A 16,196-nucleotide genomic window follows, 5' to 3' on the forward strand; every position below is an offset into this window, starting at 1 on the left:
CCAGTCCGGTTATCGCCGCCCCACGATATCCGCCACTTTCACGGCATAGCGGTCCGTCATGCCCGATACGAAATCGGTCAGCGCATGCAGCGCGTCATAGGCGTTGGTGACATGGGCGACCGGCAGCCGCAATGCGCGCACCACCTGCGCGTGATAGGCGCTCAGCCGGGTGCTGTCCCATTCCACGGCCCGCAATTCATTCAGTAATGGCAGAAGCCCATCCAGAATGCGGTAGACGACGTTGCGCCCGTAAACCTCGAGTTCCGTCTTGCGTGCCGCGTTGAAGATCTCGGTCCGCGCCACCTGCCGTATGGCCTGGAATTCCGCCCCAAGCCGTGATGCCTCGACCAGCGAACGCGGGAAGTCTCCCTCCATGATGGCATCGTAATTCTCACGAAACGCCTCCACGCAGGCGGCAATCGCGCCGCTGATGGCCTTGGCGCGGTAGATGGAGACAATATCGGCCCGGCTGCGTTCAGGGTAATCCCTGCGCGAGCGGGTCGTGAGCGCGCCAAGCAGGGTGGTTGCCACCTCGAAGCTGATATCTTCCGAAAGGTAGGCATCTTCCAAGTCCATGATATTGTAGCAGATGTCATCTGCCGCCTCCATCAGGAAGGCCAGCGGGTGCCGCCGCCACCATGAGCCGACAACCCGCCCGCTGGCATCAAGCACATCCGTGCGCCGCAGGCCAAGTGCCGTGGCGACATGCGCGAAAGTCGGCACGTCATTCTCGAAAAAACCGTATTTCTTGAGACCGATATAGGGCGTGCCGTCCACCACGCCCCCGACCCCCGCCTCCAGCCGGACAGGTGCTGAAACCGGATATTTTGTAAAGGCCCCCAGTGAACCCAGCGCAAGCCGCATCCCGCCCCTGTTGCGATACATCTCGGTGCGCGTGAGAATGCGAAAACCCTGCGCATTCCCCTCAAAGGCATTGAATTCGATACGCTGCGCGGGCGTGATCTCGCCCATGATATCGTGGCCTGCCGCAAATTTTTCCTTGAACCATGATCCGATGGCCTCCTCCCCGGAATGGCCGAAAGGCGGGTTGCCGATATCATGCGCCATGCAGGCCGTCTGCACGAGGCCCGCAACGACCTTGACCTCATCAGCCGTGAGGGCCTTGAGGTCATCGGCCAGCCATGAGCCCACCTCGGTGCCCAGCGAGTGCCCCACCGTCGCGGCCTCAAGGCTGTGGATCAGGCGGTGGTGCACATGGTCGTTATCATAAAGCGGGTGAACCTGGGTCTTGTTCGCGAGCCTGCGGAAAGGCGGCGAAAACAGGATACGGTCCATGTCCTGCATATAGGCGGGGCGGTGTTTTTCCTGCCTGTAGTCGGGGTCGTTGAGGCGTTCGGTCCTGAGAAGCGTGTTCCACTGCATGCCCGGTCAATCCCTGGTGGCAATCTGCCTGCCATCATCCGTGCTCCCCCCATGCCGGTCAAGCCGCCTGCCCGCATGTAACGGAAAAAGCACGATAATCGGGTCCGCGCAGGCCCGTATGCGCTCACTCCTCGCCACCCGACCCGAACAGGAATTCAATCGCCCACATGGCCAGCCGCATCACCGCCCATGTTAAAAAACACAGCAGGATGCCATTACGGATTACGATGGAAATCTGATAAATCATATTCCACTGGGTCACGCGTTATCGTTCCTTCCCGCCAGGCATTCTCTGTTCATGGTAGGCGTGTGCACCCTTGCGCCTTGATTTGCCAGCATTTCCTGCCTCACCTGCTTTGCGCGCGCCCGTGGCGGGGCCTCTCCTGCCAGCATACAGGCTGCCATTGCAAAAGTATATGTTTCGTTATCGCAACGCATGTGTGGAGCCGGGGGTATGGGCTTTTCCAGCAATGCTTTAGCGGATGGTAGGGGTGCATTTTTTTCATGCGACATCCTGTCATAACAACCTTAAACCTGCTTGCATGTGTAGGTCGGCACATCCGTGATGAAGAAAGACCGGACGGCAGGGGCCCTGGCTCCTGCCGTTGCTGTTTTACCCCCCCTTATTTGCCTGCGCGCATGATCGTAACGGTTTTCCTTGCCACCCGTTCGTGGCAGGCTGGGCGGCATGAAACCCAACCTGTTGATCAGTGGCTGCCTTGCGGGCCTGCCGGTGCGCTATGATGGCTCGGCCCGCCCCCTGATGGAGCACAGTCTGGCGCGATGGCGGGCGGAAGGGCGTGTGACGGTTGCCTGCCCCGAAACGCAGGCAGGCCTCATGACTCCCCGCGCCCCGGCTGAAATTGCGCAGGGGCGCGATGGTGTAGCGGTGCTTGACGGGTGGGGCTGCGTTCATGAAGCGACAGGGCAGGATGTATCGGCCCCGTTTGTAGCGGGCGCCCATCTTGCCCTGGCCATGGCCCGGCAGCATCACTGCGCTCTGGCGCTGCTTATGGATGGCAGCCCGTCATGTGGCAGCAGTTTTATTTATGATGGCACGTTTACCGGCACGCGCCATGCCGGGATGGGGGTGACCACGGCTCTTTTACGCCGCCATGGGGTGGCCGTTTACGCGCCCGCGCAATTTGCGCTGCTCGCAGCCAGAATGGATTGAGTGCTCCTGCACGCTGCCCGCACACGGGGCATGGTTTGATGCCCTGTAACAGATACGCGCCAGAACCGTCTTCCTGCTGACAGGAGTTTTCCGGATTGGCTTTTGAGACACGCCCCGTTCATGCCGGTTCTGCCTGCCGTTACGTTTGGTCAGGTTTCTTTACGCAGTGTATGGCAGATGTCGCGTATCATGGAACCTGCGGTCCCGGCTTGCCCGGCCATCCACCTGCGCCGGGACCGCACCCGCCGGATGCGCGTCATGCCTTTGCACGCGGCGCATGGCTGTCGCAACGGGGCGCCGCTACGGCACAATCTTGCCTGCCTGCTGGCCCGCAGCCTGATGGGAAGCCTGCCGCCATGCGTCTGCTCCCGCGTTTTCTCATGCTTCTTGCCTGCATTGCTGGCCTTGCCGCCTGCGCTGACCACAATCCGCGCCTTGATGATAACGCGCGCGCCGCAGCGGATCATGGCAATGGTGGCCCGCAGGGTGAGTGGGGCAGCCTGGGCGGTGGCTGGAGCGGACCCGGTAACATGGGCTGGTAGAACCCGCTTTTATTGCCATGACATGAATAATATATAATCCATCTGAAACACAAAAACGGCCTCTGCACATAATGCCGTTACATTGACCCCTTACAGGTATTGCAAAACCACCCGAGGTCTTGCCAATGCCCAGAAGAATCACCATCGCGGCCCTGTCCGTCACGATGCTCGCCGCAGTCCCCCGGCCTGCGGCAAGCCACAGCTATCATATTGGCCTGCCCGCGCGGTTGCATGCGCATAACCATGTCAATTCGGTCTATGGCTACATGGCGGGGCATAGCGCTGCCATCCCCCGGCAGAGCAGCCGTTACCGCAACATCGAGGCCCGATGCGAGGGCCGTTCGCTCGGTAGCGATTCTACGGCCACGACCATCGGGATCAGCCAGGCCTCGCACCGTAACTTCTTTGCAGAATGCATGACACAGGCTGGCGCGTGGCAATAAGGGGCCAGCCTGTGGCAACCGGTCTGTTCACGCCATAGGTAACGCGCTACCACAGGCAGCATGAATCCGGGCATAAAGGCAGACAGGATGGATGAAGCTTTCTGGCAGGCGAAGTGGGAACGCGGCGAGACCGGCTTTCATGAACCCCGCCCCAACGCCCTGCTCACCCGCTATCTGCCAGCCCTGCACCTGCCTGCGGGCGCGCGGGTTTTCGTGCCCCTGTGTGGCATGAGCCTCGATATTCACTGGCTGCTGGCGCAGGGCTACGGCGTGGCGGGCTGCGAACTCAGCCGCATTGCCGTAACACGCCTCTTTGCAGCACTGGGTCTGGTGCCGCATGTTACACCCTGCGGCGCGCTTGATCGCTTCGAGGCGGGCAAACTCTGCGTTTTTGCTGGCAATATCCTTGACCTGACCCCACAACAGCTTGGAGCGGTGGATGCCGTCTATGATCGCGCGGCGCTGATCGCCCTGCCCGCGCCCATGCGGGTGGCCTATGCCCGCCACCTCGTTGCCCTGACCCACAGCGCGCCGCAATTGCTCATCTGCCTGGAATATGACCAGTCATGCCGCGCAGGGCCGCCCTTTGCGGTGGATGAAACGATGGTGCGCCAGTATTATGCCGGAACTCTGCTGCCAGCGCGCATCGCCCGGCAGGCCGTGCCCGGCGGCCTGAAAGGCGCCTGCCCGGCATGGGAAAGCGTATGGACCCTCACACCCTGCCCTGGGCCCGCACCATAGCGTCGCCGCCCGTCAATTACTTGCCGGACGGATTGCCCGTTGCAATCCACAATACGAGCGCCGGAATAAAGAAATACAGCGCCGTGGCCGCCAGCATCCAGGGCATGAGGAAAGACATGTCGGTATGCAGCACGTAGCGACACACCAGGTTGGCAAGCCCCAGCATGAGCACCACGCACAGGCAGGCGCACAGGTTCATGACCAGTGTGCGCTCCGCGTTGATTTGCCGGACGTGTTCTATAATCGATCGCATGGTTCCGCCTGTATCCGTATGGTGCCTGTCCGTTGGTGCCGGGGCCTGCCCCCATGCCCGGCCCCGTGTTGCCCCTTCTATAAAGGCCGCTGCGCCGGAAGTCACTTCCATGGGCAGGCGCGCGAAACAGGGTGCGTGAGGGGCTGCCTGCCTTCCGCCGGTTCTTTTGCTGTAGCGTGCGGACATGTTAACACGTGCGTCGCTTACGGCCACGGATCTCGCGCGCGTTCTCGGGCAGGGCACGGATTGCGTCAAGCTGCTTGACTGCAATGGCGTGGGGATGGGGTCATGGCTGCCATTTTCCTGCCACTGTCGGCGTGACAGGATTCAGGCAACGCCGTCTTTTTGGCAGGCCAGCCCGCGGGCAGGCTTCAAGGCCCGGAAACGGAGCGTTTCCAATTTTGGCGTATCGGCAGGCGCATGGGGCCGTATTGTTGGGGCTCCTGCCGGGCAGCCCGGCAGCGCAACATGAAACATAGCGGAAGGTCATGACTATGCCCAAGGTTCTCGTACTGTATTACTCATCCTACGGCCATGTGGAAACAATGGCCCATGCCGTGGCCGAAGGCGTGCGCGAGGCCGGGCTGGAGGCCGTGGTCAAGCGCGTGCCTGAACTCGTGCCTGAGGAAGTTGCCAAAAACCATCATTTCAAGACCGGGCAGAGTGCCCCGCTGGCCACCACGGCGGAACTGCCGGAATATGATGCGATCATCGTGGGTGCGCCCACCCGCTTTGGCCGCCTGCCATCGCAGATGGCCAATTTCTGGGACCAGACCGGCGGCCTGTGGCTCAAGGGCGCGCTGGTCGGCAAGGTGGGCGCGGTGTTCACCTCCACCGCATCGCAGCATGGCGGGCAGGAAACCACGCTGTTCTCGCTGATGTCGAACCTCTTGCACCACGGCATGGTCATTACCGGCCTGCCCTACAGCTTTCAGGGCCAGCTCCGGGTTGATGAAGTAACAGGGGGTGCGCCTTATGGCGCCACCACCATCGCGGCGGGCGACGGTTCGCGCCAGCCCAGCCCCACCGAGCTTGATGGGGCGCATTACCTTGGCCAGCATGTGGCGGGCCTTGCACGCAAGCTCACCGCCTGATCGCCCCCCCCGGCCCGTGGCGCCGGGGGGATTGCCCTGGCGCCTACAGGCAGCCTTCTTCCCGCGCCCAGGGCGGGTGGGCAAAGGCGCCCACCAGATAATCAATAAACGCATTGACCCGGATGGGCCGCAGCCCGCTTGCGGGCGTGATCAGGTACAGCCCCACGGGCGGCACCTCCCATCCGGGCAGCAGGCGCACGAAGCGGCCTGCCTTCAGCCCCTCCCATACCATGAATTCCGGAAACATGCCGAACCCCAGCCCCGCCTCGAGCGCGGGCAGGAAGCCTGCCGCATTATCGGCGCGGAGCCGCGCTGTCTGCGAAAGTACGAATTCCCGCCCATCCCCTTCGTGCCGCAGGCGGATCATGCCGGGGGCGGAGGTATTGGTGTAGACAAAACTCTTGTGCCCCTCCAGCGCGCGCGGATGCCCTGGCGCGCCAATGCGCGCCAGATAGGCAGGCGTGCACACCAGCGCCAGCCGCACGCTGCACAACCGCCGGGCGCGCAGCGATGAATCGGCCAGCGCCGCAATCCTGAGCGCAAGGTCATATCCCCCCGCCACCAGGTCAACCAGCGCATCGCTGTAATCGATGGTGAGGTCGATTTCAGGGTAACGGCTCAGGAATTCGGGCAGAACCGGGGCCAGGTGCTGGATGCCAAATGTCATGGGCGCGGCCATGCGGATCAGACCTGATGGCGCGCGCGTGCCGCCGCGGGCCTGTGTCTCGGCGGCCTCGGCTTCGGCCAGGATCGTGTTGGCGTGGCCAAGTAACTGGCGGCCGGTCTCGGTCAGTGACATCTGGCGTGAATTGCGGTTGAACAGGGCGACGCCAAGCGCCTGCTCAAGCCGGCTGATGGCTTTTGATACGGTCGGCTTGGAGAGTTGTATCTCCTCTGCCGCGCGGGCAAAGGAGCCGCGCTCCGCCACCTTGGCAAAAATGGCCCAGGCCTCGAAATCCGGCAGTCTCATCGGCAAACTCGGGAAAGGGTATGTGCCATATGTTTCCCTAACTTATCTGCCGGGCTGTGTCTCTACCCTGTCTGGTCAAGGGCTGAAGATGCAAAAATTGGAAATGAAACATTTCATTCATTTCCATATAAATACCGGACCCGGTCCGATACCCTCAGGGCAACAGAAAGGAAAAAGCCCGATGATCGAAGTCCGACCCTTTGGCCTGCTGGGCCACGCCAACCATGGCTGGCTTGATGCACGGCATCATTTCTCGTTTGCGGGGTATCATGATCCCGCCCGCATGCACTGGGGTGCGCTGCGGGTCTGGAATGACGACATGATCGCGCCCGGCACCGGTTTCGGCACCCATCCGCACCGGGATATGGAAATCATCACCTTCGTGCGCGAAGGCGCCATCACCCACACCGACAGCCTGGGCAATACCGGCCGCACCGAGGCAGGCGACGTGCAGGTCATGTCGGCTGGCACCGGCATCCGTCACAGCGAATACAACCGCGACGCGGTGGCCACGCGCCTGTTCCAGATCTGGATCATGCCTGACCGCGCGGGCCATGCGCCCTCATGGGGCACGCGGGCCTTTCCGCGCAATGAGCGGGCCGGGCAGTTCGTGGTGCTCGCCTCGGGGCATGAAGGCGATGGCGATGCCCTGCCCATCAATGCCGATGCCCGCGTGCTTGGTGCCACCCTGGCCAAGGGACAGACAGCCACCTACAGGCTGGGTGCGCAGCGGCTGGGCTACCTGGTGCCCGCGCGCGGCGCGGTGGAAATAGAGGGCGTGCGGGTAGGCGAGCGCGATGGCGCGGCCCTGTCCGATATCGAGACCCTGAGCGTGCGCGCGCTGGAGGATGCCGAGATCATTCTGGTCGACACCATCGCCTGACCCGCCAGGGGTGTGTATCATGCAGGTCGGGGCGCGAAAGTGCGCGCCCCGACCTGACACACGCCATGACCGGGACCAACTGATCCGTGACCCTGCCCGCCTACCACGCCACATGGTCGCCTGATGGCGCACCCGCCGCCGCGCCGCCTTATGGCGCATCCTACCCGGTGCGCCTGCATGATGGCTCCACCCTGACCCTGCCACTGCGCGCCCTGCCCGGCGGGGCGCAGGCCATTGCGCTGCTCATGGCCAACCAGACCGGCTTTGCCGTGGAGCACGCCCTCATCCGCCTGCTGGCCGCAATGGTCAGCCCGCTTGCGCCACAGGCGATCGTTGGCGTGCCCACCATGGGGCTGGCCTATGCCCGCCCCGTGGCGGAAAAGCTGGGCATGGGTGACTACGTGGCGCTGGGGCACTCACGCAAATTCTGGTACGATGACAGCCTTGCCATCCCGCTCACCTCATCAACCAGCCCGGACCAGACAAAGCACCTTTACCTTGACCCGGCACTGGTGGAGCGCGTGCGCGGCAGGCGCGTGGTGGTGATTGATGACGTGCTCAACACCGGGCGCACGGCTGCCGCCGCCATGCGCCTGCTTGAACGCGCGGGGGCATGCGTCGTGGCCATTGCAGCCGTGCTGACCGAAGGCTGGGCCTGGCGCACGGCGCTGGAGGCCACCGGCCCCACCAGCGCGCCGCAGGTGCATGCGCTGGGCCATATCCCGCTTTTTGGCAGGCAGGCCGATGGCTGGCATCCCCTGCCCGGCACCTGAAACTGCCCATTGTCTTGCCGGGGGGTTTGCGGCATGACGGCAGTATCAAATTCACTTTTGCCCGCAGCAGGTCGCCTTATGTCAGAACACACGCCCATCGGTCTTGAAAATCCCACCGCACCCGTCAGCGCGGTGACGCATTCAGGTAACTTCCACCTTGATGAGACGCTGGGCTATGTGATCCTGCATTACGCGCTCGCACCCGATGGCGACCTGCGCGGGCGCGTGACGGGCACCGGGCCGGACGGGCGGCTGGCCTTCACCCGCACCCGCTCGCCCGAGCGCATTGCCGCAGCCGACATCGTGTTTGACGTGGGCGGAAAATACGACCCCGCCACCGGTCGCTACGACCACCACATGAAGGAAAAGCCCCTGCGCGAGGACGGCACGCCCTATAGCGCGGCCGGACTGCTGTGGAAGGATTACGGCATGGCCGCGATCCGCAGCATCCTCAAGAACCCGGCGCCGGAACCCGAAGTCGCCGCCATCTGGCAGAGCCTTGACCGCTCGCTCGTGCTGCCCATCGATCTTGATGATAATGGCGTGACCAAGATGGGCAAGCTCTCGCTGGCCGATATCGTCTCCGCCTGCCGCCCCACATGGGATACGGTAGAGCTGTACGGCCCCGATGCCGCCAAAACCCGCGAGACCGAAGGCTTTGCCAACGCGGCGGTGGCGGTGGCGGGGCATCTCGTCAACATGATCGACCGCGTGCGCGCCAGCCTCAAGGCGGAAAGCCGCGTGCTCGCCGCCTATGCGCAGGCGGAGGACAAGCGCATCCTGCTCATGGAAACCGGCATGCCGACCGAGAAGGTGATTTTCGACCATGACCTGCCGGTGGTCTATGTCGTTTCCCCCGCTGCCCCCGATCGCTGGAACGTCAAGGCCATTCCGCCCGTGCGGGGTGATTTTGGCCAGCGCGTCTCCCTGCCCGAGGCCTGGCGTGGGCTTGATGGCGCGACACTGGCCAGCGTGTCAGGCGTGGCCGATGCGGTCTTCGCCCACCCGGCCCGCTTCATCTGCGGGGCGGCAAGCCGCGCGGGCGCGCTGAAAATGGCGCAGCTTGCCCTTGAGATCGACGCCGAACAGGCAAAAAGCTGAACCCGCCCTGTACCCCTGAGCCACAGGGGTACAGGGGCGCGGCCTTGAAAATCTTCCTGATTCCCCAAGGCTTTCACAAGCAGGTGGATATGCCCCCAGGGGCATATGCCTGATGATGCCACAAACGTGATGGGACAGGCCCTTCTACCCGGCCTCTCCCCTCTTTCCTCCAGCCCCGATGCATCCCACGTCACCTCCATCGGGCAGGACATGCCTGCCCGTAAGGGAGGTTGCCATGAATATGGGAACACGGTACCGCACAAACCCCAGTGTCATGGACATGGTTGGGCTGGGTATGGTCCTGCTGACACTGGCCTTGTGGCTATCCTTTATCTTCATCTGAACACGCAGCCCGACAGGTACGCCTGATCGGTTGCATGCACCCCGGATACAGGAGGCGTCAATGAAGCTTCATCTACGTCGTGCCTTTCATGCCGGCACGGGCAACTCCGGTTATGCCAGCCGGTGGGACATCATGGGTCCGGCCCTGCTGGCCATCGCCTTCGCGCTCTCGACGGCGATGATCTTCTTTCTCTAGCCAAAAAATCCTTACATCGGGCCTGCCGGGCCATGAAAAGCCGGGCAGGCCCGTTTTGCGCCGTCTGCCCAAGAGAGCAGGACGGTCGGGTGTGATCAGATATTCCTTTGCATCCGTCCAAACCTTCCGCCTCCTGCCACGTTGCCAGTCGGCAGTCACAGGAGATCCCCATGAGCCGGACCCTACAGATCCTCGCCATCCTTTCGCTTACCCTGTCCATGACCAGTTGCTACGATGGGCGACACCATCACCACCATCGGGACTGGCAGGATGGCCAGTACGGTGATGGCTACGGCCCCCATGGCGCGCGCATGCGCGGCGGCCCCGGCGGGCGCTGGTAACGCCCGGCCAGTGCAGGGCAACATCTGGCGTTGGATGGAGGCAGGGCACGACCCTGCCCTTCCTCCACCATACCGGAGCGCCTGCATGACCAGCACCATTCCCCCCAGGGCCAGCCCCACCAGCCCGGCGTCGAGCAGTTGATGAACCCGCAGGCCGAGCATATCCGCGCGAGCTATCGCGGCAGCGGCAAGCTGAAGGGGCGCCGGGGCTGGCCTATACCATCGACTGGAACCACCAGTTCGTGGTGCATAACCGCCCTCGCCCTGCTCAAGCGCACGGGGCATGCGCAATATGAACACTGGTACCGCATGATTTGAGGTTACATCGACCTTTACATGATCGACCGCAAACGGGGCGGCTGGATACAGGAACTGGACCGCAACAACCGGCCATCAGCCGTGGTCTATGCGGGCAAGGCCGACCTGTACCACGCCTGGCAGGCCACCATTACGCCGCTGCTGCCGCTTGCGCCAAGTTTTGCTACGGCCGTATCATGACTGGAAAATTAGGGCCTGAAAGGCACGCTATGCCATAAAGCCCCTTGCCCGCGATTTTCAGGAAATGGTCATATGAACGGAACGTACGGATCAACCATAGCGGCATTGAAGAAGCAGCTTGAAGTGGAGCATCCGGATACATTGACTGTAGATCAACTGGTTACGGAACTTCATAAAAACTTTATCACCGTTCCTGAATTTGTTCCAGATATGTTGGGGTTACTGTCAGACAAAGACGAAAGGGATGAAGCCAGTTTCCTGATACTCAAGGCCGCAGAAGGTCTGGATGATCATGTTTATATAAAAAAGCTTCTGGAATTCTTCCCTGAATTAATAAAAATCGCCCCTGAGTGGTCTACATTGCCGTTATTAAGGGTAATAAATAATCAGAAGTGTAAGAAAATACTCCTGTCCCAGCTCAGCCTGTCCTCAAAAAACATCAAGGAATCAGTATTTGCCACATGCAGGCGGATAAATGATGAATCGCCTGATTTTATGGAAAGAACCCGCGCTGTCATCGCCTGTTGCGAAGTCTGAAAAATTAACTCTGTGCTTCAGCCTGATGACGGGCCCTTGCCTGGTTCAGGCTGAGTTTATTGGCCCCGCCTGAATAGTCCGGGTCTGCTGACTGCACGGGATCATCTTCCCAATTACAGACGCGACATATCTCATAATTCCCATACTCTGAAATTTCCAATGATTTACAGCACGGGCATGGTAGCAGTTCCGTCATGGCCTGTTCCTATCAATCAAGCAGAAACCGTTTTTTTTACCATGGTCGGTTTCATGATAACAGGATACTCCTAAAGATATTTTCAGGTCATATGCAAGGGCGCAGTCATGTTTGATCTTTCTTTTACTGGAGAAGGCCATTTTTACGGTGAAACAGGATATAATGGTACCATAAAAATTGGAAATTTCTCTGAAAATTTCTTCTCCAACAATACGTTTTTCAATGCACGCCAGTATCAGGAACAGTGGCTTGCGGCAGCGGAAAGAGTGCTGGCAAACGGGAAATCGTATTTTCTGGTGAATGTTCATGACCCCGACAGGGCCAATTTCTTCTGGTCCTGGCCCTGTTCCGTAATTGATGGAACGGTTTATATTCAAAATAAAATCATTTTTGCCGATCAGCATTGCCTGAGTGACATTCTCTCTTTCCACACCGATCTGGAAGAGATGGAATTTACTGATGAAGACGGACAAAAGATTTCCACATGGCAGACAGACCTGCACGCCATGCAGCAATTCAGCACGAAAATGCGCCACCTTCTGGCCTGAAAACGCCCTTCATGCAGCGCCCCCTCCCCCACCGATGCAAGGCCGCAACATAAAATTGCCGCAGGCCCTCCCGCATCGGGGCGTGGCCGGGTTATAGTGCCCCACCAGTCCTGCAAGCCATCCGGGTGCGCCACCAAACATGTCTTCCCCTTCTTCCTCCCTTCCATCCGGCCCATGCCGGCAGGCCGCGCGCGCGTTCGGGCGCAACAGGTCGGCCATGGGGGCGCTGGGCGTGCTGGCGTTCATCACCTGCGCCTGCCTACTGGCGCCGCTTTATGCCCATGACGTGGCCCATAGCGACCCGTTCGCCTCAAACGTGGCGGGCAGCATCGTGCTGGATGGGCAGGAGGTGGACATCATGCAGCCCAATGACAACCCGCTGCATCTCGGCCTCAGCCCCATAGGCCCCACGGGGCATGCCGCCTACCTGCTGGGTGCCGACAGCCAGGGTCGCGACCTTGCCGCCCGCCTGCTCTATGGCGGGCGCAACTCCTTACTCATTGCAGCCTGTGCCGCCGTGCTGTGCCTTGTGGCGGCAACACTTGCGGGCATCGTGGCCGGTTTCTGCGGCGGCGTGATCGATACCGTCCTTTCCCGCATCATGGACATCATGTGGGCGGTGCCGGTCTATCTGTTCGCCATCTCGCTCTCCATTGTCATGGTCAGCCAGAAAATCCATCTGGGTCCGTTTACGCTAGGGGCGGACAGCCTGCTCATTCCCATCTTCATCATCGCGCTGGTTTACGTGCCCTATGCCGCACGCCCCATACGCGGGCGGGTGCTGGCGCTGCGGCAGGCGGAGTTCGTCACCGCCGCGCGCAGCCTTGGCGTGCCGGGGTGGCGCATCATGCTGCTTGATATCATGCCCAACATCAGCACCACGCTGGCAACGCTCGGCCCGCTGCTCATGGCGCTGGCCCTGCTGGCGGAGAGCGCGCTGTCCTTCCTCTCGCTGGGCGTGCAGGCGCCACAGGCCTCATGGGGTACCATCATTCAGGATGGCGAGGGCCTGATCTATACCCGCCCGCTGGTGGCCGTGGCCCCGGGGCTGGCCATCGTGGCGGTGGTGCTGGCGCTCAATATCGTGGCCGATGGCCTGCGCGATGCGCTTGACGGGCGCGAGGGCGCACGATGATCCCCGCCCTGCTGCGCCGCCTGGGCCAGACGCTGCTTGTGCTCTTTGGCGTGTCGGTGCTGGTATTCGCGGTGTTTTTTGCAACGCCGGGGGCCGACCCGACCGCGCGCATCGCTGGCCGCAACGCATCACCGCAGATCATGGAGAAAGTGCGCCGTGAATACGGCTTCGACCGCGCCCTGCCGGTGCAGTACGCCACCATGATGAAGAAGCTGTTCATCACCCGCGATCTTGCCTCCTACGCCGACCGGGGCGAACTGGTGGTGCCCCAGATCGAGCAGGCGGCCCCGGTCACGGCCTGCCTTGTGTGCGGGGCGGCGTTCATCTGGGTGAGTGCGTCCATCATCATGGGCACGCTGGCCGCGGCCTTCAGGGATACATGGGTGGACCGCACGCTCATGCTGGCCGGGCTGGTGGGCATTTCCATACCCGTGTTCTGGCTGGGGCAGGTCACCAACCTGATAACGCAGAGCCGCTATCATGACACATGGCTGTTCTCATGGGTGCCGGGGCTGGGCTATGTGCCGTTCAGCGAGGACCCGGGCGGGTGGTTCCGTGCACTGGTCATTCCGTGGGTGGTGTTGGCGGTGATGTTCATCGGCATCTACAGCCGGGTGCTGCGGGCCGACCTTGTGGCACTGGCGGGCGAGGACTTCATGCGCACGGCCCGCGCCAAGGGGCTTTCGCCCACGCGGGTCATGCTGCGCCATGGGCTACGCACCGCGCTGGTCACGTTCGTCTCGCTGTTCGGGCTGGATTTCGCGCAGCTTGTGGGCGGCGGCGCGCTGCTGACCGAGGTGGTGTTCGGCCTGCCCGGCGTGGGGCGGCTGACCTATCGGGCGCTGACCAATCTCGACCTGCCGGTCATCATGGCCACGGTCATGTATTCCGCCATTTTCGTGGTGGTGGCCAACGCGGTGGTGGACATGGTGTATCTGTTACTCGACCCGAGGGTGCGTGATGCCCGCTGATCGCATGCCCCTGCTCGATGTGCGCGACCTGTGCGTGAGCGTGCCCGGCAATGGTGGCATGATCCCGCTGGTCGAGAACGTGTCCTTTTGCGTGAATGAAGCCGAAATCGTGGGGCTGGTGGGTGAATCCGGCTCGGGCAAGTCGGTCACGGCCATGGCGCTGATGGGGCTGATCGACAGCCCCGGGGTGCAGGTCCGTGGCTCGGCGCGCTTTCGCGGGCAGGAACTCGTAGGCATGCCCGCAAAAGCCCTGCGGACGCTGCGCGGGCGTGATATCGCCATGATCTTTCAGGACCCAATGACGGCGTTCACCCCGGTCTATACCATCGGCTGGCAGATCGATGAGCAGATCCGCGCGCATGAGCGCCTCACCCGCCGGGCGGCGCGGGCACGCACGGTGCAACTGCTGGCCGAGATGGGCGTGCCCGACCCCGCCCGCACGGCGCAGCGCTATCCGCACCAGCTCTCCGGCGGGCTGCGCCAGCGCGCCATGATCGCCATGGCGCTGTCATGCAGGCCCACATTGCTCATTGCCGATGAGCCGACCACCGCCCTTGATGTCACCGTGCAGGCGCAGATCCTTGACCTGCTGCGCGGTCTACGCCACAGCCACGGCTCCTCCGTGCTGCTCATCACGCATGACATGGGGGTGGTGGCCCAGACCTGCTCACGCACGCTCGTGCTCTATTCCGGCCGCATGGCGGAGAGCGGGCCGACAACCACCCTGTTCGCCCGGCCTGCCCACCCCTATACCGCAGCGCTGCTGGACTCCATCCCCCCGCTTTACGGCTCGCGCCCGCACCGCCTGCCCGCCATTGCCGGCGTGCCGCCCACCCCACGGGAGCGGCCTGCGGGCTGCGCCTTTGGCCCACGCTGTGCGTATGTGCATGCCACCTGCCTGCCAGCCCCGCCAGCGCTGGCCCCCATCGGGGCGGGGCAGCTTGCGGCCTGCGTGCTGCCAGCCGAGGGCACGCCCCTGCCACCGCGCACCATCGCACAGGGCATGCAGCCATGAACGAACCCACACCCGTGCTGGAACTGCGCGACGTGCGCAAGACCTACCGCCTGCCCCATGGGCAGAGGCTCAGGGCGGTTGATGGCATATCGCTGCGCGTCATGCCTGGCGAGATGCTGGGGCTGGTGGGGGAATCCGGCTGCGGCAAGTCCACGCTGGGGCGGTGCATGCTGCGGCTCGATGATGTCTCATCCGGGCAGGTACTGTTTGAAGGGCGCGACATCACCACGCTGAGCGAACGCAGGTTGCGCCCGCTGCGCACCGGCATGCAGATGGTGTTCCAGAACTCTACCGCCGCCCTCAACCCGCGCCGCAGCATTGGCGATTTGCTGGCCGAGCCGCTGCGCGTGCATCCGGCGGCTGACGGGCGCAGGCGCAGCGCGGCCGCGATTGCCGCCCGCCTGCACGAACTCATGGCGCTGGTCGGCCTGCCTGCCTCGGCGCTTGCGCGGTATCCGCATGCCTTCTCGGGCGGGCAGCGCCAGCGCATCAACATCGCCCGTGCGCTTGCGCTCTCGCCGCGACTGGTGGTGGCGGATGAACCGGTCTCCGCACTCGATGTGTCGGTGCAGGCCCAGATCGTCAACCTGTTTGCCGACCTGCGCGAGCAACTGGGGCTGACCTATGTGTTCGTGGCGCATGACCTGGCGGTGGTGCGGCAGATCTCCACCCGCGTTGCAGTCATGTATCTCGGCGCGATTGTGGAATGTGGCGAAACAGACACCGTGCTGCACACGCCCGCTCACCCCTATACCGCAGCCCTCACCGCCGCCGTGCCGCGCCCCGTGGTGGGAGCCCCCCCTGCCATGCTGCTGCGCGGCGATGTGCCCAGCCCGGTCAACCGGCCTGCGGGCTGCCGGTTTCACACGCGCTGCCCGCAGGCGCAGGCGCGTTGCAGCGCGGAGGAACCCGCCTTGCGCGCCTTACGCCCCGGCCATGAAGTGGCCTGCCACTATCCGCTCCCGCCCGCGTAGGGCCGGAACATGAAAAATTTTTGGTAAAGCTTTTTTTTTACAAAGCCTCAGGAAATACCGCCTTTTTCAAAAAGGCGGTACCCAAA

The 16,196-nt window shown here is 62.6% G+C and carries 21 protein-coding genes and 1 pseudogene; 17 read left to right on the forward strand and 5 right to left on the reverse strand.

Translation table 11 applies throughout. The features are described from left to right. Window positions 1–9: 9 nt before the first annotated feature. Both dgt and HNW77_RS01580 read right to left on the reverse strand, forming a co-directional pair. Window positions 10–1,383 (reverse strand): dGTP triphosphohydrolase, encoded by a 1,374-nt coding sequence (dgt, locus tag HNW77_RS01575; protein WP_172154725.1) that lies wholly within the window; start codon window positions 1,381–1,383, stop codon window positions 10–12. A 124-nt stretch (window positions 1,384–1,507) separates the two neighbouring features. Beyond that, on the reverse strand, window positions 1,508–1,645 hold the full coding sequence (locus HNW77_RS01580; protein WP_167370151.1) for a hypothetical protein: 138 nt from the start codon (window positions 1,643–1,645) through the stop codon (window positions 1,508–1,510). A 426-nt stretch (window positions 1,646–2,071) separates the two neighbouring features. Here HNW77_RS01580 and HNW77_RS01585 point away from each other — a divergent pair, with 426 nt between their 5' ends. From HNW77_RS01585 to tmpT, 4 genes are all read left to right on the forward strand, one after another. Then, window positions 2,072–2,557, forward strand: a complete 486-nt coding sequence (locus HNW77_RS01585) for a DUF523 domain-containing protein (protein ID WP_172154727.1) — start codon at window positions 2,072–2,074, stop codon at window positions 2,555–2,557. A 356-nt stretch (window positions 2,558–2,913) separates the two neighbouring features. Then, window positions 2,914–3,099, forward strand: a complete 186-nt coding sequence (locus HNW77_RS01590; RefSeq protein WP_172154729.1) for a hypothetical protein — start codon at window positions 2,914–2,916, stop codon at window positions 3,097–3,099. A 125-nt stretch (window positions 3,100–3,224) separates the two neighbouring features. Further along, window positions 3,225–3,542: a hypothetical protein gene (locus tag HNW77_RS01595; RefSeq protein WP_172154731.1), complete on the forward strand. Its 318-nt coding sequence runs from the start codon at window positions 3,225–3,227 to the stop codon at window positions 3,540–3,542. Between the two features lie 87 nt (window positions 3,543–3,629). After that, complete coding sequence (gene tmpT / locus HNW77_RS01600) at window positions 3,630–4,283, forward strand: thiopurine S-methyltransferase (protein WP_172154733.1); 654 nt, start codon at window positions 3,630–3,632, stop codon at window positions 4,281–4,283. Window positions 4,284–4,299: 16 nt separating this feature from the next. Here tmpT and HNW77_RS01605 read toward each other — a convergent pair whose 3' ends face one another. Next, on the reverse strand, window positions 4,300–4,536 hold the full coding sequence (locus tag HNW77_RS01605) for a hypothetical protein (protein WP_172154735.1): 237 nt from the start codon (window positions 4,534–4,536) through the stop codon (window positions 4,300–4,302). Between the two features lie 494 nt (window positions 4,537–5,030). Between HNW77_RS01605 and wrbA the strand changes: the two genes are divergently transcribed. Beyond that, window positions 5,031–5,630 carry an NAD(P)H:quinone oxidoreductase gene (gene wrbA, locus HNW77_RS01610; protein ID WP_172154737.1) on the forward strand — a complete coding sequence of 200 codons (600 nt, stop codon included), beginning with the start codon at window positions 5,031–5,033 and terminating at the stop codon, window positions 5,628–5,630. A gap of 43 nt (window positions 5,631–5,673) precedes the next feature. Here the strand turns inward: wrbA and HNW77_RS01615 are convergent, their stop codons facing one another. Continuing rightward, window positions 5,674–6,600, reverse strand: coding sequence for a LysR family transcriptional regulator (locus tag HNW77_RS01615; protein WP_172154739.1), 927 nt, complete (start codon window positions 6,598–6,600; stop codon window positions 5,674–5,676). A 181-nt stretch (window positions 6,601–6,781) separates the two neighbouring features. On the opposite strand from HNW77_RS01615, the gene HNW77_RS01620 reads away from it, so the two are divergent. The 7 genes and pseudogenes from HNW77_RS01620 (at window position 6,782) to HNW77_RS01650 (ending at window position 11,271) form a co-directional block, all read left to right on the forward strand. Further along, on the forward strand, window positions 6,782–7,483 hold the full coding sequence (locus HNW77_RS01620; RefSeq protein WP_172154741.1) for a pirin family protein: 702 nt from the start codon (window positions 6,782–6,784) through the stop codon (window positions 7,481–7,483). Between the two features lie 86 nt (window positions 7,484–7,569). Continuing rightward, entirely contained in the window at window positions 7,570–8,256 is a 687-nt protein-coding gene (locus HNW77_RS01625) for a phosphoribosyltransferase (RefSeq protein WP_276592055.1), read from the forward strand. A 78-nt stretch (window positions 8,257–8,334) separates the two neighbouring features. Continuing rightward, window positions 8,335–9,357, forward strand: coding sequence for an MYG1 family protein (locus HNW77_RS01630; protein ID WP_172154743.1), 1,023 nt, complete (start codon window positions 8,335–8,337; stop codon window positions 9,355–9,357). Window positions 9,358–9,760: 403 nt separating this feature from the next. After that, window positions 9,761–9,895 carry a hypothetical protein gene (locus HNW77_RS17950; RefSeq protein ID WP_275942125.1) on the forward strand — a complete coding sequence of 45 codons (135 nt, stop codon included), beginning with the start codon at window positions 9,761–9,763 and terminating at the stop codon, window positions 9,893–9,895. A gap of 170 nt (window positions 9,896–10,065) precedes the next feature. Further along, complete coding sequence (locus HNW77_RS01635) at window positions 10,066–10,236, forward strand: hypothetical protein (RefSeq protein ID WP_172154745.1); 171 nt, start codon at window positions 10,066–10,068, stop codon at window positions 10,234–10,236. 194 nt (window positions 10,237–10,430) lie between these two features. Then, a pseudogene (locus HNW77_RS01645) lies at window positions 10,431–10,734 on the forward strand (AGE family epimerase/isomerase); the annotation flags it as partial. 72 nt (window positions 10,735–10,806) lie between these two features. Beyond that, entirely contained in the window at window positions 10,807–11,271 is a 465-nt protein-coding gene (locus HNW77_RS01650) for an Imm30 family immunity protein (RefSeq protein WP_172154747.1), read from the forward strand. A gap of 4 nt (window positions 11,272–11,275) precedes the next feature. Here HNW77_RS01650 and HNW77_RS18140 read toward each other — a convergent pair whose 3' ends face one another. After that, window positions 11,276–11,467 carry a CPCC family cysteine-rich protein gene (locus HNW77_RS18140; RefSeq protein ID WP_172154749.1) on the reverse strand — a complete coding sequence of 64 codons (192 nt, stop codon included), beginning with the start codon at window positions 11,465–11,467 and terminating at the stop codon, window positions 11,276–11,278. Between the two features lie 107 nt (window positions 11,468–11,574). Here HNW77_RS18140 and HNW77_RS01660 point away from each other — a divergent pair, with 107 nt between their 5' ends. From HNW77_RS01660 to HNW77_RS01680, 5 genes are all read left to right on the forward strand, one after another. Continuing rightward, window positions 11,575–12,015 carry a hypothetical protein gene (locus HNW77_RS01660; protein WP_172154751.1) on the forward strand — a complete coding sequence of 147 codons (441 nt, stop codon included), beginning with the start codon at window positions 11,575–11,577 and terminating at the stop codon, window positions 12,013–12,015. A 139-nt stretch (window positions 12,016–12,154) separates the two neighbouring features. After that, window positions 12,155–13,150 carry an ABC transporter permease gene (locus tag HNW77_RS01665; protein WP_172154753.1) on the forward strand — a complete coding sequence of 332 codons (996 nt, stop codon included), beginning with the start codon at window positions 12,155–12,157 and terminating at the stop codon, window positions 13,148–13,150. Beyond that, window positions 13,147–14,121, forward strand: coding sequence for an ABC transporter permease (locus HNW77_RS01670; protein WP_172154755.1), 975 nt, complete (start codon window positions 13,147–13,149; stop codon window positions 14,119–14,121). Before HNW77_RS01665 ends, HNW77_RS01670 begins: the two co-directional genes overlap by 4 nt. Then, window positions 14,111–15,136 (forward strand): ABC transporter ATP-binding protein, encoded by a 1,026-nt coding sequence (locus HNW77_RS01675; protein ID WP_172154757.1) that lies wholly within the window; start codon window positions 14,111–14,113, stop codon window positions 15,134–15,136. Before HNW77_RS01670 ends, HNW77_RS01675 begins: the two co-directional genes overlap by 11 nt. After that, window positions 15,133–16,110, forward strand: coding sequence for an ABC transporter ATP-binding protein (locus HNW77_RS01680; protein ID WP_172154759.1), 978 nt, complete (start codon window positions 15,133–15,135; stop codon window positions 16,108–16,110). The genes HNW77_RS01675 and HNW77_RS01680 overlap by 4 nt, the downstream gene beginning before the upstream one ends. Window positions 16,111–16,196: the final 86 nt, after the last annotated feature.

Origin of the sequence: Komagataeibacter melomenusus, assembly GCF_013155395.1 — a bacterium.
Lineage (GTDB): Bacteria > Pseudomonadota > Alphaproteobacteria > Acetobacterales > Acetobacteraceae > Komagataeibacter > Komagataeibacter melomenusus.

Coding starts and splice junctions, on each gene's coding strand:
- dgt (WP_172154725.1), bottom strand. CDS start 1,383: ATGCAGTGGAACACGCTTCTCAGGACCGAACGCCTCAACGACCCCGAC.
- HNW77_RS01585 (WP_172154727.1), top strand. CDS start 2,072: ATGAAACCCAACCTGTTGATCAGTGGCTGCCTTGCGGGCCTGCCGGTG.
- HNW77_RS01590 (WP_172154729.1), top strand. CDS start 2,914: ATGCGTCTGCTCCCGCGTTTTCTCATGCTTCTTGCCTGCATTGCTGGC.
- HNW77_RS01595 (WP_172154731.1), top strand. CDS start 3,225: ATGCCCAGAAGAATCACCATCGCGGCCCTGTCCGTCACGATGCTCGCC.
- tmpT (WP_172154733.1), top strand. CDS start 3,630: ATGGATGAAGCTTTCTGGCAGGCGAAGTGGGAACGCGGCGAGACCGGC.
- HNW77_RS01605 (WP_172154735.1), bottom strand. CDS start 4,536: ATGCGATCGATTATAGAACACGTCCGGCAAATCAACGCGGAGCGCACA.
- wrbA (WP_172154737.1), top strand. CDS start 5,031: ATGCCCAAGGTTCTCGTACTGTATTACTCATCCTACGGCCATGTGGAA.
- HNW77_RS01615 (WP_172154739.1), bottom strand. CDS start 6,600: ATGAGACTGCCGGATTTCGAGGCCTGGGCCATTTTTGCCAAGGTGGCG.
- HNW77_RS01620 (WP_172154741.1), top strand. CDS start 6,782: ATGATCGAAGTCCGACCCTTTGGCCTGCTGGGCCACGCCAACCATGGC.
- HNW77_RS01630 (WP_172154743.1), top strand. CDS start 8,335: ATGTCAGAACACACGCCCATCGGTCTTGAAAATCCCACCGCACCCGTC.
- HNW77_RS17950 (WP_275942125.1), top strand. CDS start 9,761: ATGAAGCTTCATCTACGTCGTGCCTTTCATGCCGGCACGGGCAACTCC.
- HNW77_RS01635 (WP_172154745.1), top strand. CDS start 10,066: ATGAGCCGGACCCTACAGATCCTCGCCATCCTTTCGCTTACCCTGTCC.
- HNW77_RS01650 (WP_172154747.1), top strand. CDS start 10,807: ATGAACGGAACGTACGGATCAACCATAGCGGCATTGAAGAAGCAGCTT.
- HNW77_RS18140 (WP_172154749.1), bottom strand. CDS start 11,467: ATGACGGAACTGCTACCATGCCCGTGCTGTAAATCATTGGAAATTTCA.
- HNW77_RS01660 (WP_172154751.1), top strand. CDS start 11,575: ATGTTTGATCTTTCTTTTACTGGAGAAGGCCATTTTTACGGTGAAACA.
- HNW77_RS01665 (WP_172154753.1), top strand. CDS start 12,155: ATGTCTTCCCCTTCTTCCTCCCTTCCATCCGGCCCATGCCGGCAGGCC.
- HNW77_RS01670 (WP_172154755.1), top strand. CDS start 13,147: ATGATCCCCGCCCTGCTGCGCCGCCTGGGCCAGACGCTGCTTGTGCTC.
- HNW77_RS01675 (WP_172154757.1), top strand. CDS start 14,111: ATGCCCGCTGATCGCATGCCCCTGCTCGATGTGCGCGACCTGTGCGTG.
- HNW77_RS01680 (WP_172154759.1), top strand. CDS start 15,133: ATGAACGAACCCACACCCGTGCTGGAACTGCGCGACGTGCGCAAGACC.